Annotated in this window: 17 protein-coding genes; 5 read left to right on the forward strand and 12 right to left on the reverse strand. The window is 56.0% G+C overall.

The features are described 5' to 3' along the window. Window positions 1–5 precede the first annotated feature (5 nt). Window positions 6–572, forward strand: coding sequence for a carboxymuconolactone decarboxylase family protein (locus HFRIS_RS00720; RefSeq protein WP_006461270.1), 567 nt, complete (start codon window positions 6–8; stop codon window positions 570–572). A 198-nt stretch (window positions 573–770) separates the two neighbouring features. Here the strand turns inward: HFRIS_RS00720 and HFRIS_RS26035 are convergent, their stop codons facing one another. The 4 genes from HFRIS_RS26035 to HFRIS_RS24625 form a co-directional block, all read right to left on the reverse strand. Beyond that, on the reverse strand, window positions 771–1,091 hold the full coding sequence (locus HFRIS_RS26035) for a HipA domain-containing protein (RefSeq protein ID WP_420865051.1): 321 nt from the start codon (window positions 1,089–1,091) through the stop codon (window positions 771–773). Between the two features lie 4 nt (window positions 1,092–1,095). Continuing rightward, a complete protein-coding gene (locus HFRIS_RS26040) occupies window positions 1,096–1,335 on the reverse strand; it encodes a HipA N-terminal domain-containing protein (RefSeq protein ID WP_420865052.1) in 240 nt (79 codons plus the stop codon). 2 nt (window positions 1,336–1,337) lie between these two features. Next, on the reverse strand, window positions 1,338–1,598 hold the full coding sequence (locus tag HFRIS_RS00730) for a helix-turn-helix domain-containing protein (protein ID WP_006461272.1): 261 nt from the start codon (window positions 1,596–1,598) through the stop codon (window positions 1,338–1,340). Between the two features lie 337 nt (window positions 1,599–1,935). Beyond that, window positions 1,936–2,103, reverse strand: coding sequence for a DUF4113 domain-containing protein (locus tag HFRIS_RS24625; RefSeq protein ID WP_081626800.1), 168 nt, complete (start codon window positions 2,101–2,103; stop codon window positions 1,936–1,938). A gap of 26 nt (window positions 2,104–2,129) precedes the next feature. Here HFRIS_RS24625 and HFRIS_RS00735 point away from each other — a divergent pair, with 26 nt between their 5' ends. After that, window positions 2,130–2,369 (forward strand): GNAT family N-acetyltransferase, encoded by a 240-nt coding sequence (locus HFRIS_RS00735; RefSeq protein ID WP_244436237.1) that lies wholly within the window; start codon window positions 2,130–2,132, stop codon window positions 2,367–2,369. Window position 2,370: 1 nt separating this feature from the next. Here the strand turns inward: HFRIS_RS00735 and HFRIS_RS00740 are convergent, their stop codons facing one another. From HFRIS_RS00740 to glmS, 6 genes are all read right to left on the reverse strand, one after another. After that, window positions 2,371–2,931: a 3'-5' exonuclease gene (locus HFRIS_RS00740; RefSeq protein WP_006461275.1), complete on the reverse strand. Its 561-nt coding sequence runs from the start codon at window positions 2,929–2,931 to the stop codon at window positions 2,371–2,373. Between the two features lie 36 nt (window positions 2,932–2,967). Continuing rightward, on the reverse strand, window positions 2,968–3,483 hold the full coding sequence (locus HFRIS_RS24630) for a Mov34/MPN/PAD-1 family protein (protein ID WP_152486595.1): 516 nt from the start codon (window positions 3,481–3,483) through the stop codon (window positions 2,968–2,970). After that, complete coding sequence (locus HFRIS_RS25770) at window positions 3,480–5,168, reverse strand: ThiF family adenylyltransferase (RefSeq protein WP_081626801.1); 1,689 nt, start codon at window positions 5,166–5,168, stop codon at window positions 3,480–3,482. Before HFRIS_RS25770 ends, HFRIS_RS24630 begins: the two co-directional genes overlap by 4 nt. A 10-nt stretch (window positions 5,169–5,178) precedes the next feature. Then, window positions 5,179–6,507, reverse strand: coding sequence for a nucleotidyltransferase domain-containing protein (locus HFRIS_RS24640; protein WP_081626802.1), 1,329 nt, complete (start codon window positions 6,505–6,507; stop codon window positions 5,179–5,181). A gap of 12 nt (window positions 6,508–6,519) precedes the next feature. Beyond that, complete coding sequence (locus tag HFRIS_RS24645) at window positions 6,520–8,115, reverse strand: SAVED domain-containing protein (RefSeq protein WP_081626803.1); 1,596 nt, start codon at window positions 8,113–8,115, stop codon at window positions 6,520–6,522. Window positions 8,116–8,434: 319 nt separating this feature from the next. Beyond that, on the reverse strand, window positions 8,435–10,252 hold the full coding sequence (gene glmS / locus HFRIS_RS00755) for a glutamine--fructose-6-phosphate transaminase (isomerizing) (protein ID WP_006461280.1): 1,818 nt from the start codon (window positions 10,250–10,252) through the stop codon (window positions 8,435–8,437). Window positions 10,253–10,458: 206 nt separating this feature from the next. Between glmS and HFRIS_RS00760 the strand changes: the two genes are divergently transcribed. Next, a complete protein-coding gene (locus HFRIS_RS00760; protein WP_006461281.1) occupies window positions 10,459–10,929 on the forward strand; it encodes an Lrp/AsnC family transcriptional regulator in 471 nt (156 codons plus the stop codon). Between the two features lie 95 nt (window positions 10,930–11,024). On the opposite strand, the gene glmU is transcribed toward HFRIS_RS00760, so the two are convergent. Next, window positions 11,025–12,383, reverse strand: coding sequence for a bifunctional UDP-N-acetylglucosamine diphosphorylase/glucosamine-1-phosphate N-acetyltransferase GlmU (gene glmU / locus HFRIS_RS00765; RefSeq protein WP_006461282.1), 1,359 nt, complete (start codon window positions 12,381–12,383; stop codon window positions 11,025–11,027). Window positions 12,384–12,428: 45 nt separating this feature from the next. Then, window positions 12,429–13,832 (reverse strand): CDP-glycerol glycerophosphotransferase family protein, encoded by a 1,404-nt coding sequence (locus HFRIS_RS00770; RefSeq protein ID WP_006461283.1) that lies wholly within the window; start codon window positions 13,830–13,832, stop codon window positions 12,429–12,431. A gap of 303 nt (window positions 13,833–14,135) precedes the next feature. On the opposite strand from HFRIS_RS00770, the gene rfbF reads away from it, so the two are divergent. Next, window positions 14,136–14,906, forward strand: coding sequence for a glucose-1-phosphate cytidylyltransferase (gene rfbF / locus HFRIS_RS00775; RefSeq protein WP_006461284.1), 771 nt, complete (start codon window positions 14,136–14,138; stop codon window positions 14,904–14,906). 39 nt (window positions 14,907–14,945) lie between these two features. Next, the gene (rfbH, locus tag HFRIS_RS00780) at window positions 14,946–16,259 is read left to right on the forward strand and encodes a lipopolysaccharide biosynthesis protein RfbH (protein ID WP_006461286.1); all 1,314 of its coding nucleotides are present in this window, start codon (window positions 14,946–14,948) and stop codon (window positions 16,257–16,259) included. Window positions 16,260–16,275 lie beyond the last annotated feature (16 nt).

Here is a 16,275-nt window from a genome sequence, read left to right on the forward strand (position 1 = left end):
AGTCTATGGAACAAAAAGCAGGCGAACCTCGGCTGCCAGTCGTCGATGTTGCAACAGCCTCGCCAGAACAGAAGCGCGTTCTGGATGACATCTTGAACGGGCCGCGCGGTAACCTGGCCGGTCCCTTCCTCTCGTGGATTCACAGCCCTGAGCTGGCACAGCCTGCACAGAAGCTTGGCGCATTCTGCCGCTATCACACGAAGTTGTCGTTACGGCTCTCTGAGCTGGCGATCCTTTGTACGGCTTCGAAGTGGCGAGCCCAGGCAGAGTGGCAGATTCACTATCCTATTGGCATCGATGCCGGACTGGATGAACGGAATATCGAACTGGTGCGCCTGGGCAAGGAGCCGAAATTCGCGCTTCGTGAAGAACAGTTGATTTGGGAGTTGGTGGAGGAACTCTATGAAACCAAGCGAGTTTCAGAGCCGCTCTACAAAGAGGCAGAGCAGTACTTTGGTGTCGAGGTATTGGTGAATCTTGTAGGGCTGCTGGGTTACTACGCGTTGGTTGCCATGACGTTGAATGTTTTCCAGGTGCGTCATGGAGATGGACAGCTTCCGTTTGAAGGGTAGTCGTCTCTGATACTGATTCTGGCTTGGCCATACGGGGGCAGGCAATGGTGGCGGTAGTCGCCAACTAAGAGGAATCGGACCCACTGGACCAGAGGCCCCGTTATTCGGGGCTTCTGCTTTTGGTTATGCCACCACTACTTCAGGCAGAGAAGCTCAGTGCTTCTTACCTTTCTATTCGTAGGAAAGGTATGCCCTGATTCAGGTGGCCGGCATTGCTTCCAGAGCTTTCGCGGCGGCGAGAAGCCCGCCGAGAACCTTATCGGCGACCCTTTCAGAGAAGCCTTCAGGTAGGTCGTTGCGCACCTTTTCTACAATTTCTGGTGTGCGGGCGATGAAGTCGGTCAGCAGCGGCTCTGCATCCGCGCCGAAGCCGACGGCCTTGGCGGTGCTGTTAAAGTGTCGACGCAGGATAGTGTGCGCGAGATAGTGCTTATTGGCGCCTTGTAGGGCCATCGCCATCTTTAGCCTGCGCTCATCCCATTGGTTCGGACCTGGGCCGATGACGGGGTAGGCGGACATCACGTCATAAATAGGGGTTATCGGGCAGCAACCCTTCGAAGTAATTCGTGACATTGGGCCCCTTAATCGGCTCGTTATGCATATTGAACGGCAACGAGAGCGAAATTGGGCGTCCGGCCGCTGAGCTCTGCCAGTCGGCGTCGTAAGCCAGTTCGGAGACCCCGTGACTGTTGAGCGTCCAGCGTCCAACATAGGCCCCATTGGCCCAGAGATGGAGTGTTTGGCTATGTGAGCGACGTCCCATAGTTACCACTCCAGGGTGGTGTTGAGCGGTGCCGGCGCTCTATCCCCAAGCCTCAGGTCCAGCTCAAGCGCTGCGCACCAAGTGAATAACTGCTTGGCACTGATTTCGTCTGGGTTGTGTTCCAGATGAGAGATACGATTTTGGCTTAGGCCGAGACGGGTCGCTACCTCCGCTTGCGTGAGCTTCTTCCTCTTGCGTGTCGACACGAGCAGTTGGCCGAGCTGTGATGTGGTGAGGAGGGGATGGGAGATATTGATAGCCATGGTAAGAATATCCGATATCAAGATAAATCTATTTTATCTGAATTACAGATAAAGTAAATATATCTGAATAGCAGATAATATTAAAATATCTGAATATCGGATATTCTTAAAGTATCTGCATATCAGATAAAACGAATGCGGCCTAGCTAGGGGGTAGTAGAAGCGTCAATGAGTCGAGGATGTATTCGCGGCTCCGAAGGGGATTTGTCTGTTGATCTGCTCGCAGAATTGACCCTCTCCAGTTGACTCACTTTCCACTGCCGTCCAAAGGCGGCCACACGGTCGTACGACCCTACGCCTTGTTTGCGCATTTGCTAGACAACGACGTCCATGCTTACTACCTCGCGAGCGGGAGCTCGTTCCAATTAGTGGTGTACCGCTGGGAGACCATGTCGAATCGTGCAGTCCAGCGATGTTGTCCGAGACCAGATGCCAGCCTCTGGGTGTCCTTGCCAAAGCGCTGATTGATGGCGTCGAGGGCCTGCATCAGTGGTTCGGACGACATCTCCGATAAGCTTGCACGTGATGCCGATGTTTCACACAGCTGGTTTCCTGGGACGCATCACGAGTCTCGTCGTTGATACCGGCTGCCGTGGCCAGGGTATCGGGACGGCCTTGATGGGATCGGCGAATGAATGGTTTATGGCCAACGGCTGCGTGAAGGTCGAGGTGACTAGCGGTGACCAGCGCGAGTCAGCGCACCAGTTCTACGAATCACTTGGATTTTCGGGAGATGGGCAGCGCTTCTCCAAGAGGATGCCTCTAGCGTAAGTCATCGCACTTTAGTCTGATTATTGAGCCTTTGAGCCAGGAGGAATAGTTCTGCCTGATAAAGAGCATCTTTTAACGCATTGTGGTTCCCCTTGTGCACGGGGCGCAGGTGGCTTGCCATTGCACTAGAGCGAGTGTCTTTCCAAGACACCCCAGCTACTCCCATGTAGTAAGCTTTTATGTCTAAAGCTGTAAAGCCAAAGGGATTATTCCCGCGAAAACGATGGAAGTAGTAGTTTATGAAAGACCAGTCGAATGGAGCGTTTAAGGCGACGAATACGGGTACCCCTTCCATCCCGCACGCCACTTTGATCCAGTTATCGAATTGATCCATTGCTTGAAGGGGCTCTGTGCCGCGTTGTTCAAGCTCTTCGAGTGAAAACCCGGTCACTGCCAATGCTTCTGGGTCCGCGTTCCGATTTAGCGGTTTCAACGTGCATTCAAAAGTTGTCTCTGGAGCGTCGACTAGGCAAGCGCCAATAGACAGCATGCTGTACTCACCTGGTATTGGACCGGACGTCTCGATATCAACAGATATGAAAATCTCCTTACGAGCTTCCATTTGAGTCTCCCATTATCTCTGCGTACATAATGCTGTTCACGAAAGGTGAGTGTGCAATTCAACGGTTTGCCCGTCGAATTCCGCCCAACGCTGCCATTCTCCAGATTTCTCCATTGACCAGACAGTCATCTCGGGTACTTCCCCACGGTTTCCTATGATGATGCTTAGGTACCTATCTCGATCATCTCCGAAAGATTTTAGATATTCCTCTGTTGTCCTTCTATCCTGACCAGATGGAGAGGGGATGGGCTCTGGGTGCGTATGCCACAAACCTACAGCATGCCGGCCACGTGCAAATTCGTTGTGACGTGCTTTGGTTGTCGCTTCTACATCTGGATTGCAAGAGTGTCGAGTGCGACGGTCCTTTCGATGTGGGCCCGCGACGCCGTCGATCACGAGGCTCGGGGAGTAGGGGGTCGTCGAATAGATTTCCCCGCCCGCTTCGGTTTGATTCCATTTGCGCTGAGCGAACGCATACATGTATTTCAGCGTGCTCTCGGTAAGCAGAATGTATGTCGACATGTCAGGGGAAAAGAATGTTCGGCATTTCATATGAATGCTCGCTCCAGCATAATCCCTGGGTGTTGCTCAGCGCCTTTGGCCCAGTCGCGATATGTCAGATTTTTCCATTGTTTATCTAGAAATTCTCGGCCACGAATCCAACTGACAGCCTTCGAGCTTTTCATTTCTTCATCGATCAACAGAAGAGCATTCTCTGTAACCATGGCAACGGCATATGCTGCATTTGCAGATGTGTATGCTTGGAATCGGCTACTACAGCCCGGAACTTGTCGGATAACACCATCAGGCCAATCAATCGCTTCAAGCGAGTTAAACCTGTCTTCAGTGCTGGTCTCATCAGGGAACCAGAGTGTTTCTGACGTAAGAGCGCAAACATGAGCAGCTGCGACGAATGGCTCCATCCATCCCACAAGCATTTTGCATGGGTGCTTTCGCCTCGCTTCATTCAGCTGCCATCGCACACTGGGCTCGCCAGTCAAGTCCAATACAGCGTCGACACCTTTTAGTTCAACTGTCGAAAGCCAAGCTTCAGCCTTGTCATTGATTGCTTTGATAGTGCAAGAGGGGTGGTTTCGGCTTACCTCGTTTGCCACCGAATCGGCTTTCGAATACTCAAGAAACGGCACCCCCAGAAGATGGCGCCCCAAATTCGCCGTCTCCATGACGTCTGAGTCAACAATTGTAATTTTTCCGATACCAGCCTTGGCGATTTGTTCGATGACGGGGCTCCCAAGAGCGCCAGCGCCAAGCACTACCACGTGTTTCTGTTGGCGATCTGAGACCTGAGAAATCTGGTCTCGGCCGACGGTCCACATAGGGTCAATGCGGTCTACCGAGATTGGTTGAATACGCGTAGGAGGCCGTCGGGCACGTTGGCGATTTCCTTCTTGAAGAATAACCGGCGGCCCGCCTGGCAGCACAAAGCCAAATCCTCCTTCGTGATTTCTAAACAAAGCTATGCGGTGCTCACGTGAACGCCGTCTACGAAGAGTCTTTTCGATAAAGCGCTGGAAGTCGGGCGGCTTCAGCCGTGCTTGGAGAAGTCGAAGTAACTCGTCTGTATTCCTCGGCCAAGTGCTAGGCACGAAAGAGCGAGAGATTGGGATATCCGCGATGATTACGCGTACACGTTGCTTTGCGCGAAAACCAAGCGAAGCAATCAAGCGCTGTACGAACTGGTTATCTCCATCACTGGCGATGACTAGTCGTGCAGGATGCAGCAACAGTCCTTCTCGAATTTGAGCCTTTCGAGGAATCTCATCTACGGTCCAAATTCCACGCGCAGTGTCGTCATTCGATTTGAGCCGAGCAACATGGACGTCCCAGTAATTTTGGGGTTCCTTAGAGAAATCGGCATCAAGGTCACCGTTACACCAGGGGGCAAGAAACTTCCTGAAAAAGTTTGCGACCAGACTTACAACACGTTCTTCCCCGTCTAGACCACGTCCCGGTCCCGGGTCCCCATCGATACACAAGAATCCATCGCGCTCGACGTGAGGTACGCGGAGTTCGGATTCGGGTGAAAGCCGAATTCGTGCAATACCAGTCTCGGGAAAGCCCTTCGGCAATATGAGTTCTGCGAACGAAATAGCGCGGCCGGCGGGAAGCTCCCCAAGATTGAGTCGATACACGGTACCACCGTTATTCCCGCTGGTAGCTGGTTCGACCAGGACATCCGCGAGCTTATCGGTGAGAGACGCCAGTTCAAAGCTCATGCGACGTGTATCAGGCTAGGCCAGATGTACGAGGCGCAGGGGCCGGCGCGGACGGAACAACACGTGGTCCAGGGTCGTTTCCACCGCCGGTACCGTTAGGGCCCGTGCTTGCGTTAGTACACCCGAAAACCTCCAAAGTTTTTTGCATGATTTTTTTAGGATCAGTCAATGCTGCGATTGCCGCGAGGTCTGCTTGCAAGAGGCCGCACCATATCTGAAACGCCTCTGCTCTTTCACCGTCGTCCGTATTCCACCGTTCCGCGAAGTTCTCATCAACCACCGTAGGGTTCGGAAGGTAGTATCCCCAATCTGGATTCTGGGGAATCATTTCCGGCAAGAGGTCTGCTATCGCGATCAAAGCATCGACGACGTGGACGAAGGGAGGGCGTACGCCCTCTTGGATTAATTCCGCGAGTCCCTCGTAACATAGGGTTAGAAGCGTTACTAAAATAATTGAGATTGGCTGTGTTTCAAATTCGAGGTGGCCACGAGAGACACACATATCGCGATGTCGTTTGAAAAGTCGGATTGCTACTCGAAGGGTTTCCTCGATTTCTACGCTTTGCTTTTCAATCGGATCAATGCTTGCGCGGACACTGTTGTAGGCTTCAACTACAGGAGACAACACAATGGACTTGTACGCAGCACGGTTAACCCAATCTCGAATTCCAGCAGGATTTGAGGTTTTCCAATTTTCCGAAGGCCTATCGACCACAGCTAAAGCTGTAGACACGAATTCTTGTTCAGATTGCTTTAGCCCTCGGTGCTGACGTTCGGTGAGTGGAACTGTAGTCAAAGGAACAGAAGGGGTAAATTCAAGATAAAAGCGTTGGTCAATCATCTTGACCGTCCAACACCGTCTCCTCGGTTCAATATCCAGCCCGTCCAAGGCCATGCCAATTTCGTCGAAGAATGCCATTGGATCGCGAGCTTCAACCTTCGATATATCAACCTCACATACAGCATCAATGTCAAACTTTTGATTTCCAAGCGTTCGAATCAATGTTTTGGTACTCGCTGACCCCTGAGGGAAAATTCGAATGGCCTCTGGCGGCCAGCCAAGCTTCGACGTCAGAAGTTGAGCGATTTCTTCATATGCAGCAGATGCATCATCAATCAGTTCCTGCTTCACGGTGATGTGATCGTTGACCACGCTCAATGAGTGCGCGTATGGCTCTCTCTTTTGCTTGAGATTTCTATACGTTGTTGGTTCCGTCGCGCTATCAAAGACAACACTGAATCCCTCAGTTGACGGAGTCAATGACTTCGCCATTACGGCGATTCCACCCCGGCGCTTAATTGCAGCTTCGACGAACATAGCGTTTTTGGTCAATCCCATGAGACGGTTCCTTTAACGAATTGAGATGGGTGGATGTTGTGAGTTCGCGGGAGGGACGACACTGTAGCCATTGATAGAGAAAGCTTCTCTGAATGGATGTTCGCCGTTTGGCCTGTCGTATAGATTGAAAACAGCGTGATGTCCTGGCTGCATGAGTTGACCAAGGCTGAAACCTGCGCTCACGGGACAGACCGCAATGAGATGAACAGTCTTGGCATGCATCTTGTCCTGGATGGCATTAATGGTTGTCCGAGCGACGTCGACAAATTGTGCGAGGTCTTCTTTTCGTTGGATGCACTCACCGTTCGGAGCATCGATTGTCAATCGGACCCAAGGCATATTCCCTTCTTCTACAGCTTTCGCAAGGGTGTTCGGAAGAGAGCTGCTGTCAATGTTTGCCGTCAGTTCAACCGTTAGCAGAACTTCATCAGCCTGATTGGCAGTTAAGCCAGAAACCTTGAAGGCGCCGGGAGGAAGTGCCGTAGAGGTTGAGTTCCAATGCCAGGTTTTTCGTTGCCGTGAGCGCTGGAACACTTGAACTTTTCTTGCCTCGCCAATAATTCTTCCAGCAAGCACTAAGGTCGGAGTGTGATGGAGCGGGAACACTGCGAGAACGTCTGAAGACGGCACTTGGCCGAGGGCTTGAACCATAGTCCGGATAGGCAGCTCCATCTGACGGAGATAGTTTCCCCAGAAGTCTGGTGGGGTTCTGTCGTCGCGGCCCTCAAAAGTAAGATGCCGTTTCACTTCGGCATTCATGGAGAATCCTTCCGCGAGAAGTGCTTCTAAGAAGTCACTGTCGGGGAAATGTGTTGGAACGTTCCCAAGGTCTGCAAAAAGAGTTATCGCCTGCGCCTCAGGAAATTGCATGGCATTGCGATACATACGAATTTTCGCCGCATGTTCGCGTCGCATCTCCTGAAGTCGAGGCGCTTGATAGCTGTCTGGCTCGAAGGAATCAATCAGTCGATGATGTGCATCGCACATCAACATGATGTTCTCAGGTTGATTTGATAGGAGGTGCGATTGATCTGGAGTTCCGCGCGGTCCCTCTGGATCAGAAGCAATGATGTGGGCCAGGTAAGCGATGCGTTTCCCCTTGTTATACAAGGGGACGTTGCTTAGATCACTTCCACACCCTTTGAACATGCAACATCCACCGGCATCAGCCCAGACTTTATTCGCGGTATCTTGGCTGATAGGTTCACCTCGGCCATCAACGCGTCCAAGGTGAATTTTGCGCTGCTCAAGGAAGCTATCGATATCGGGTACGGAGGTACCTTGAGGCGCCCATGAATTATCAGCCCGTGCGGCGTCAGCAATTTCAGGAGGCGGGACCTCGACCATAAAAAGTAGTTTTTGTCTGGCCAGCGCTCTCAGAGCGATTTTTGATTTCCCCTCCGGGTCTACTGGGAATAGGACTCCTCGAGAGTCGGCCTTTTCATACGCCTTGCAGGTGGTTCCGGCATGCACTAATACGACTTCCTTCTTACCGGCCTTTTGTCTATTTAGCCATTCTGCAAAATTTTCATCGTCGAGGCCGGCAAGAGAAACAGCGCTCTTGTTGAGGGCAGGTAAACCCGAAGGTGTGCAAGTGGCGGCTGTCATAGACTTTAGAGTTGATGTTGTTGTCGCGGGAAACTATATATGATTGTGTAAAAAAATATCAAGAGTTACGTTCGATACTTAAGTGTATTAACAAGGATTTGGAGCGGTTTCGACGTACCTCAAGCTGCGTTTTATTTCCAATGGTCATTATTTCCAATTGGAAATCCAAACGTGAGGACAAAAAAATGGCGCCGTATTTGGCGCCATTTTTGTGACCGAAGTCTGGAGGGTTAAGAAGTGGGAATTGTGGTCCGTTTTTTAGTACGTTGATACAGACTTTATATGCGCTGCCAACAAGTAGTCAGAACCCCCATCCCCCTCACTCCACCGTCACCGACTTCGCCAAATTCCGCGGCTTGTCCACATCCGTCCCCCGCGCCAGTGCCGTGTGATACGACAGCAACTGCAACGGCACCACATGCAGGATAGGCGAGAGCACGCCGTAATGTTCCGGCATGCGGATCACGTGCACGCCTTCGGCCGAGGTGATGCGTGAGTCGCCGTCGGCGAAAACATATAACTGTCCGCCGCGTGCGCGCACTTCCTGCATGTTCGATTTGAGCTTTTCCACCAGTGCGTCGTTGGGTGCGATCGTCACCACCGGCATCTGGTCGGTGACCAGGGCCAGCGGGCCGTGCTTGAGTTCGCCAGCGGCGTAGGCTTCGGCGTGGATATAGGTGATTTCCTTGAGCTTGAGTGCGCCTTCCAGTGCGATCGGGTAGTGCAGGCCGCGACCCAGGAAGAGGGCGTTTTCGCGTCGCGCGAAGGCCTCGGACCAGGCCACGATGCTGGGCTCCAGTGCCAGCACGCTTTGCAAGGCCGCGGGCAGGTGGCGCATGGCCTTGAGGTGGGCTTCTTCTTCCTCGTCAGTCAGCAGGCCACGGGTTTGTGCCAGCGCCAGTGTGAGCAGGAACAATGCCGCCAGCTGCGTGGTGAAGGCCTTGGTCGAGGCGACGCCCACCTCGACGCCTGCGCGGGTGATGTAGGCCAGTTCGCATTCGCGCACCATGGCGCTGGTGGCCACATTGCAGATGGTCAGCGTATGCGGCATGCCGAGGCTGCGGGCATGCTTCAGTGCGGCCAGGGTGTCGGCGGTCTCGCCGCTTTGCGAGATGGTGACCACCAGTGACTTCGGATTGGGGACGCTGTCGCGGTAGCGGTATTCACTGGCGATTTCCACATTGACGGGAATACGGGCTATCGATTCCAGCCAGTATTTGGCGGTCAGGCCGGCGTAGTAGCTGGTGCCGCATGCCAGGATCAGGATCGAGTCGACCTCCTTGAAGACCTTGTAGGCCTTGTCGCCGAAGAGTTCCGGCATGATGCGCACCACGCCTTCCAGGGTGTCGGCGATGGCACGCGGTTGCTCGAAGATTTCCTTCTGCATGTAGTGCTGGTAAGGGCCCAGTTCCACCGCGCTGGTGTAGGCCTGCACCGTGCGTACTTCTCGCTCGGCTGGTCGGCCGTTGCTGTCGACGATCCAGACCTTTTGCAGTTGCAGGTCGACGACGTCGCCTTCTTCCAGGTAGATGATCTGGTCGGTGGTGCCGGCCAGGGCCATGGCGTCGGAGGCGACGAAGTTCTGCCCCTCGCCCACGCCCACGATCAGGGGCGATCCCTGGCGTGCGGCAACCACGCGGTGCGGTTCGTCGGCGCAGAAGACGGCGATGGCATAGGCGCCGGTCAGGCGGTGCACGGCTTGCTGTACGGTGTGGAAGAGGTCGCCGTCATACATGTGGTCGACCAGGTGGGCGATCACTTCGGTGTCGGTCTGGCTCTCGAAGGTATAGCCGGCCGCCTGCAGTTCGGCACGCAGTTCGTCGTGGTTCTCGATGATGCCGTTGTGGACCAGTGCGATGCGGTCGCGCGAGAAGTGCGGGTGGGCATTGTGCGTGGCAGGGGCGCCGTGGGTGGCCCAGCGAGTGTGGGCGATGCCGGTGAAGCCGGCCAGGCCGGTCTGGGCAATCTGCTGCTGCAGGTCGGCCACGCGCGAGGTGCTGCGCGAACGTTGCAGCTTGCCATCCACATGCAGCGCCACCCCGCAGGAGTCGTAGCCGCGATATTCGAGGCGCTTCAGGCCTTCGAGCAGGATGGGAGTGACGTTTTGTTGCGCTACTGCGCCGACGATGCCGCACATGGAATGCCTCTTGGGAAAAGATGTGCATGCATGGTAGGGCAGGCAATTTGAAATATGATTTCTAAAATTGGCATTAAATGAATTAATATTGCCTGATCACTGTATGTGGAAATATTTGGAAAGAAAATTCAAACTAATGAATTTATATTTCAATATGCGCTGTTCCAATCTTTTCCGATCCATGACTGGCCCCTGATTCAACGCTGATGAAACTCGACCTGGACGACCTTGACCGCCGGATTCTGCAGGTTTTGCAGACCGATGCCAGCCAGACCAACCAGGAACTGGCTGCCCGGGTGCATGCCTCTCCGCCCACCTGTCTGCGGCGGGTCAAGCGGCTGGTCGAGGCTGGCGTGATTGCGCGTCAGGTGGCCTTGCTGGACCCGGTGCGCCTGTCGTCGACGCTGACTGCGGTGGTCGAGATCACGCTTGACCGGCAGGGCGAGGAAGAGCAGCAGGCCTTCGAGGCGCTGGTGGCCACCGAGCCGGCGGTGCAGCAGTGCTATCGCGTCTCGCCAGGGCCGGATTTCGTGCTGGTGGTGCTGGTGCGGGACATGCCGGCCTATCACGCGCTGGCGCATCGCCTGTTCGCTTCGCAGCGTAACGTGCGCAATGTGCGCAGCTATTTCTCCATCCATCGCAGCAAGTTCGAAACGGCAGTGCCCATCGAGACCTGATGCCGTGTGAGCGGCGCTGAAAAGCAATCGGCCGGCGCACAATGTGGCCGGCCGATTTTTTTTGCTGTGGATAAGTCAGATTCGGGCCTTGGCGCTCACTTCTTTATCTTTACCGGGCGCTGCCATCCCGCCAGCGACAGCTGCTTGGCGCGCGAGAGGGTCAGTTGTCCGGCCGGTGCGTCCTTGGTCAGCGTGGTGCCGGCACCGATGGTGGCACCCTTGCCTACGCGCACCGGTGCGACCAGCTGGCTGTCGCTGCCGATGAAGGCATCGTCCTCGATGACGGTGCGGAATTTGTTGGCACCGTCGTAATTGCAGGTGATGACACCGGCGCCGACGTTGACTCCGCTGCCGATGTCGGCGTCACCCACGTAGGCCAGGTGATTGGCCTTGCTGCCAAGGCCGACGATGCTGTTCTTGACCTCGACGAAGTTGCCGATATGTACGTCGGCCGCCAGTTCGGTACCGGGGCGCAGGCGGGCATAGGGGCCGATCTGGGCCTTGGCGCCGACCACCGCGTCTTCGATGTGGGTGAAGGGCTTGATGTTCGCACCGGCAGCGATACGGGCATTGCGGATGACGCAGTGGGCGCCGATGGTGGCGCCTTCGCCGATGCTGACCTCGCCTTCGAAGACGCAGTTGACGTCGATGCTGACGTCGCGCGCGCAGTTGAGCACACCGCGTACGTCGATGCGTGCCGGGTCGGCCAGTGTCACGCCGGACTCCAGCAGGGCACGGGCGATGCGCAGTTGGTGTACCCGTTCCAGTTCAGCCAGTTGCACCTTGCTGTTCACTCCCAGGGTTTCGGCCACATCGTCGGGCTGGGCCGAGACTACCTCGACGCCATCGGCTACGGCTGCGGCGATCACGTCGGTGAGGTAGTACTCGCCCTGTGCGTTCTTGTTGGACAGCCTGGACAGCCAGTCACGCAGACGCGCGGTGGGCGCGACGATGATGCCGGTATTGACTTCCTTGATGGCGAGTTCTGCCGCGCTGGCATCCTTCTGTTCGACGATGCGGGTGATCTTGCCGCCTTCGCGCACGATGCGCCCGTAACCCGTGGGGTTGTCCAGCTCGACGGTCAGCACCCCCAGCTTGTCCTGGCCGGCGGCTTGCAACAGGCGCTGCAGCGTCGCGGTGCTGGTCAGGGGGACGTCGCCGTACAGCACCAGGGTGGGGGCGTTGTCGTCCAGATGGGGCAAGGCCTGCATGACGGCGTGGCCGGTGCCGAGCTGGGGTTCCTGCAGGGCGAACGACAGGCCCTGGTCGGCAAATGCCTTGGGTACGGCGTCGCCGCCGTGGCCGTAGATGACGCACAGTTGTGAGGGGGCCAGCGAGCGGCCGAGGTCGACCACATGGCCCAGCAGGGGCTTGCCGGCCAGGGGATGCAAGACCTTGGGCAGGGCGGATTGCATGCGTTTGCCCATGCCGGCGGCGAGGATGACGATGTTCATTCGATATTCTTGTAGGTGAAATACTAGGCAAAGCAGGACGCGGGATTACAGCTTGTCCATTTCATTGAGGAGGTCGTTGACGATGAATTGCGCGCTGCCCTCGGGGCGCGGCAACAGGCGCTTGATGATTTCCTCGCGCTTCTCCTTGAGCGGGTCCTGTTTTTCCACGCAGAGTTGCTCCAGATAACCCACGACAGCCTCGAAATCGCCGGCCCGATACATGCCTTCCTGCAACATCTCGCCGATCGGGTTGAAGGGGAAGTGCCCCGGGTTCTCGGTCCAGATGATGGGCTTGCCGGTGACCATGTATTCCCCGAAGAAGCCAATGCCATCGGTGATGAGGATGTCCGAACCCCAGAACAGCGGCGCGTAGTCACCGTTGGTGACCATGGCGGTGTTGGGCAGGGCGAGAAACTCTTCGAGATAGCTGCGCAGATCCGGTTGCGTCATGAAGCCATAGGCGACGACCTTTTCCAGCAGGGCCGGGTGGGGCTTGAAGACGATGTCCAGGTGCGGACATTCGCGCGCCAGTTGCAGGAAATGCTTGTAGTTGCTCCGGAAGGTGGAGAAATTGAGCCAGTCCGCGGTCATGCTGTGGTGCGGTGCCCAGATGATGCGGATCTTGTCGGGGCCGATCGGCAGTGGCCAGGCAGCCTCGCTCTTGGCACGGATGATCTGGTCGAATTTGGGCGTTCCAGCCACCACCATGTTGGAATCGAAGATGAAGTCCCGCGCACGATCCAGCGCCAGCGGCGACTCGGCATAGATGCGCCAGCAGTTGCGCATGAAGTGGTGGTTGTAGTGTTCATCCTGCATGGCAACCGAACCGAAACCATAGGGCACCATGCAGACCTTGGCGAAGTTGATTTCGTTGTAGCGGAATTCAGGCTGGATGCTGATATCCCAGGGCGCTTGCCGGAAGATAATGTCCGGGTTCATCAGCTTGAGCAGTTCCAGTTCTTCCACCGGATCGTTGCTGTTGAAGCGGATCGGCTTGATGCCCAGCTGCATCAGGCCGTTGTAGTTGATCTCTTCCTGTCCAAAGCGTTGTGCGTTGAGAAAATCCCGCTTCAGGGTCACGACCACCGGCTCGAAACGCTCGTGTTCCAGCATGAGGCGGTAGATTTCATCCAGGGCGTTCCAGGTTTCCACATTGTGAACAAGGAAGATCACGCGGATCACCTCGCGCGGGCCGCGATAGACGTTGCGCGACACCAGTTGCGTGGTCGATTTCAATTTTGACAAGGAAATATGCAGCGGGATCAGCAATTGCTGCATCGACCGTTCGATCTGGGCGATCCCCTTTGCCTGGGTCTCGGCCATGACGCGGGTGGTCGTCATCAACTGCCTCAAACTGTGTTCCAGCCCGTCAAGGCGGCCGTCGATCTGCGCCAGTTTTTCTTCCAGTGCCTTGGAGGACGGGGCGTTGTCGTTTGCATTCTGGCTCATTGCGATTCCGGAGTGAGAGGATTAAACAGAGACCTGTTCGGGAAAATACAGGATTTTTAAGGAAGAAGTCTGGAATTGAAGCATGTTGGATCAGATTGGCCCGTTCTTGGTACGGTTCGACGGGCGTCCGCCGCAGCTGATCCGTATTCATCCAACGCGGCGGTGGCGGGTCGCCGGATGAGCTACGAAGGCGCGGGTGAGGCTGAAAAAAACCTTTCTAATCGCCAAATAGGCCGTTTTTCAAGTGTGATTTAATGGGCCGAATTATTGGAATTATCGCATCAAAGTTCAATAAAGGCGCTTATGAAGGTTGTCATCCTGGCCGGCGGACTGGGTACTCGACTCAGCGAAGAAACGGCTCTCAGACCCAAACCGATGGTGGAAGTCGGCGGCAATCCCATTCTCTGGCACATCATGAAGATCTATGCCAGCCATGGCCTGACCGACTTCGTGGTGTGCTGCGGGTACCGGGGCTATGTGATCAAGGAATACTTTGCCAACTATTTCCTGCACACCTCCGATGTCACGTTCGATCTGGCCAAGAACTCGGTGGAAGTGCATCACAAGCATGCCGAGCCATGGAAGGTGACCCTCATCGATACCGGCGCCGACACCCAGACTGGTGGGCGTCTCAAGCGCGTGGGCCAGTATATCGGTGACGACGACTTCTGTTTCACCTATGGCGACGGCGTGGGCGACATCGACATCACCGCCTCGATTGCCTATCACCGCCAGCATGGCCGCATGGCGACCGTGACCGGGGCGCGCCCGCTGGGGCGTTTCGGCACGCTCAGCGTGGACGGCGACCGGGTCATGAGCTTCAAGGAAAAGCCGCCCGAGGAGGGCGGCTGGATCAATGCCGGCTTCTTCGTCCTCTCGCCGCGCGTGCTGGACTACATCGAGCAGGATGCCACCGTCTGGGAAGGCGCGCCCATCGAGCGCCTGGCCAAGGAAGACCAGCTCAGGGTGCATTATCACAACGGTTTCTGGCAGCCCATGGACACCCTGCGCGACAAGAACTATCTCGAAGACCTGTGGTGGTCCGGACGCGCTCCGTGGAAGCGCTGGACGTAAGCAGGGTAACCAGGTCGCAAGACAGCAAAACAGAACATCATGGATAAAGATCAGTTGAGAAAGCAGATCGCCGCACTGGTGAAACAGTATGGCGAACTGGCGCACCAGCCGGTGGCATTCGTCCCCGGCGTGACTACCGTGGCCCCGGCAGGCAAGGTGATCGGCAGCAGGGAACTGGAACTGATGACCGAATCGGTGCTGGATGGCTGGCTCACCACCGGTCGCTTCAACGATGCCTTCGAGGCCAAGCTGGCCCGGTATCTGGGGGTGCAGCACCTGATCACGGTCAATTCGGGGTCATCGGCCAATCTCATCGCCTTTTCGACACTGACCTCGCCCAGCCTGGGCGCGCGCGCCATCCGTCCGGGTGACGAGGTGATCGGCGTGGCGGCAGGCTTCCCGACCACCGTCAACCCCATCCTGCAATTTGGGGCCGTGCCGGTGTTCGTGGACGTGGATATCCCGACCTACAACATCGACCCCGCCAGGATCGAGGCCGCCATTTCGGACAAGACCAAGGCCATCATGCTGGCCCACACGCTGGGCAATCCCTACAACCTGGATGTGGTGGTCGGCCTGTGCAAGAAGTACGGGCTGTGGCTCATCGAGGATTGCTGCGATGCCCTGGGTTCGACCTATCGTGGCCAGTTGGTGGGGACCTTCGGTGACATCGGTACCCTGAGCTTCTATCCGGCTCACCACATCACCATGGGTGAGGGCGGCGCGGTGTTCACCAACAACCCTGAACTCAAGCGTATTGCCGAGTCCTTCCGCGACTGGGGGCGCGACTGCTATTGCCCTCCGGGCAAGGACAATACCTGCCAGAAACGCTTCTGCTGGAAACTGGGCAACCTGCCCGAAGGCTACGACCACAAGTACACCTATTCGCATCTGGGCTACAACCTCAAGATCACCGACATGCAGGCCGCCTGCGGTCTGGCCCAGATGGAGCGGGTGGATGACTTCGTGGCTGCCCGCAAGCGCAATTTCGCCTATCTCAAGCAACGCCTGAAGAGCTGTGAGGAGTTCCTGATCCTGCCGGAGGCCACTCCGGAATCCGATCCGTCCTGGTTTGGTTTCCCGATCACCTTGCGCCCCAACGCGCCGGTGTCACGGGTAGACCTGCTGACCTACCTCGACCAGCAGCGCATCGGCACCCGTCTGTTGTTCGCCGGCAACCTGACCCGCCAGCCCTACATGATCGGGCGCAACTATCGCGTCAGCGGTGAGCTGGGCAATAGCGATGTCATCATGAACGATACCTTCTGGGTCGGTGTCTTCCCTGGGCTGACCGAAAGTCATCTGGATCACGTGGTTGATCATCTTGAACGCTTCCTGGGGGTCGCATTTTGAACCAGCTTCTGGAAAA

Origin of the sequence: Herbaspirillum frisingense GSF30 (assembly GCF_000300975.2) — a bacterium.
GTDB classification, from domain to species: Bacteria; Pseudomonadota; Gammaproteobacteria; order Burkholderiales; family Burkholderiaceae_D; genus Herbaspirillum; species Herbaspirillum frisingense.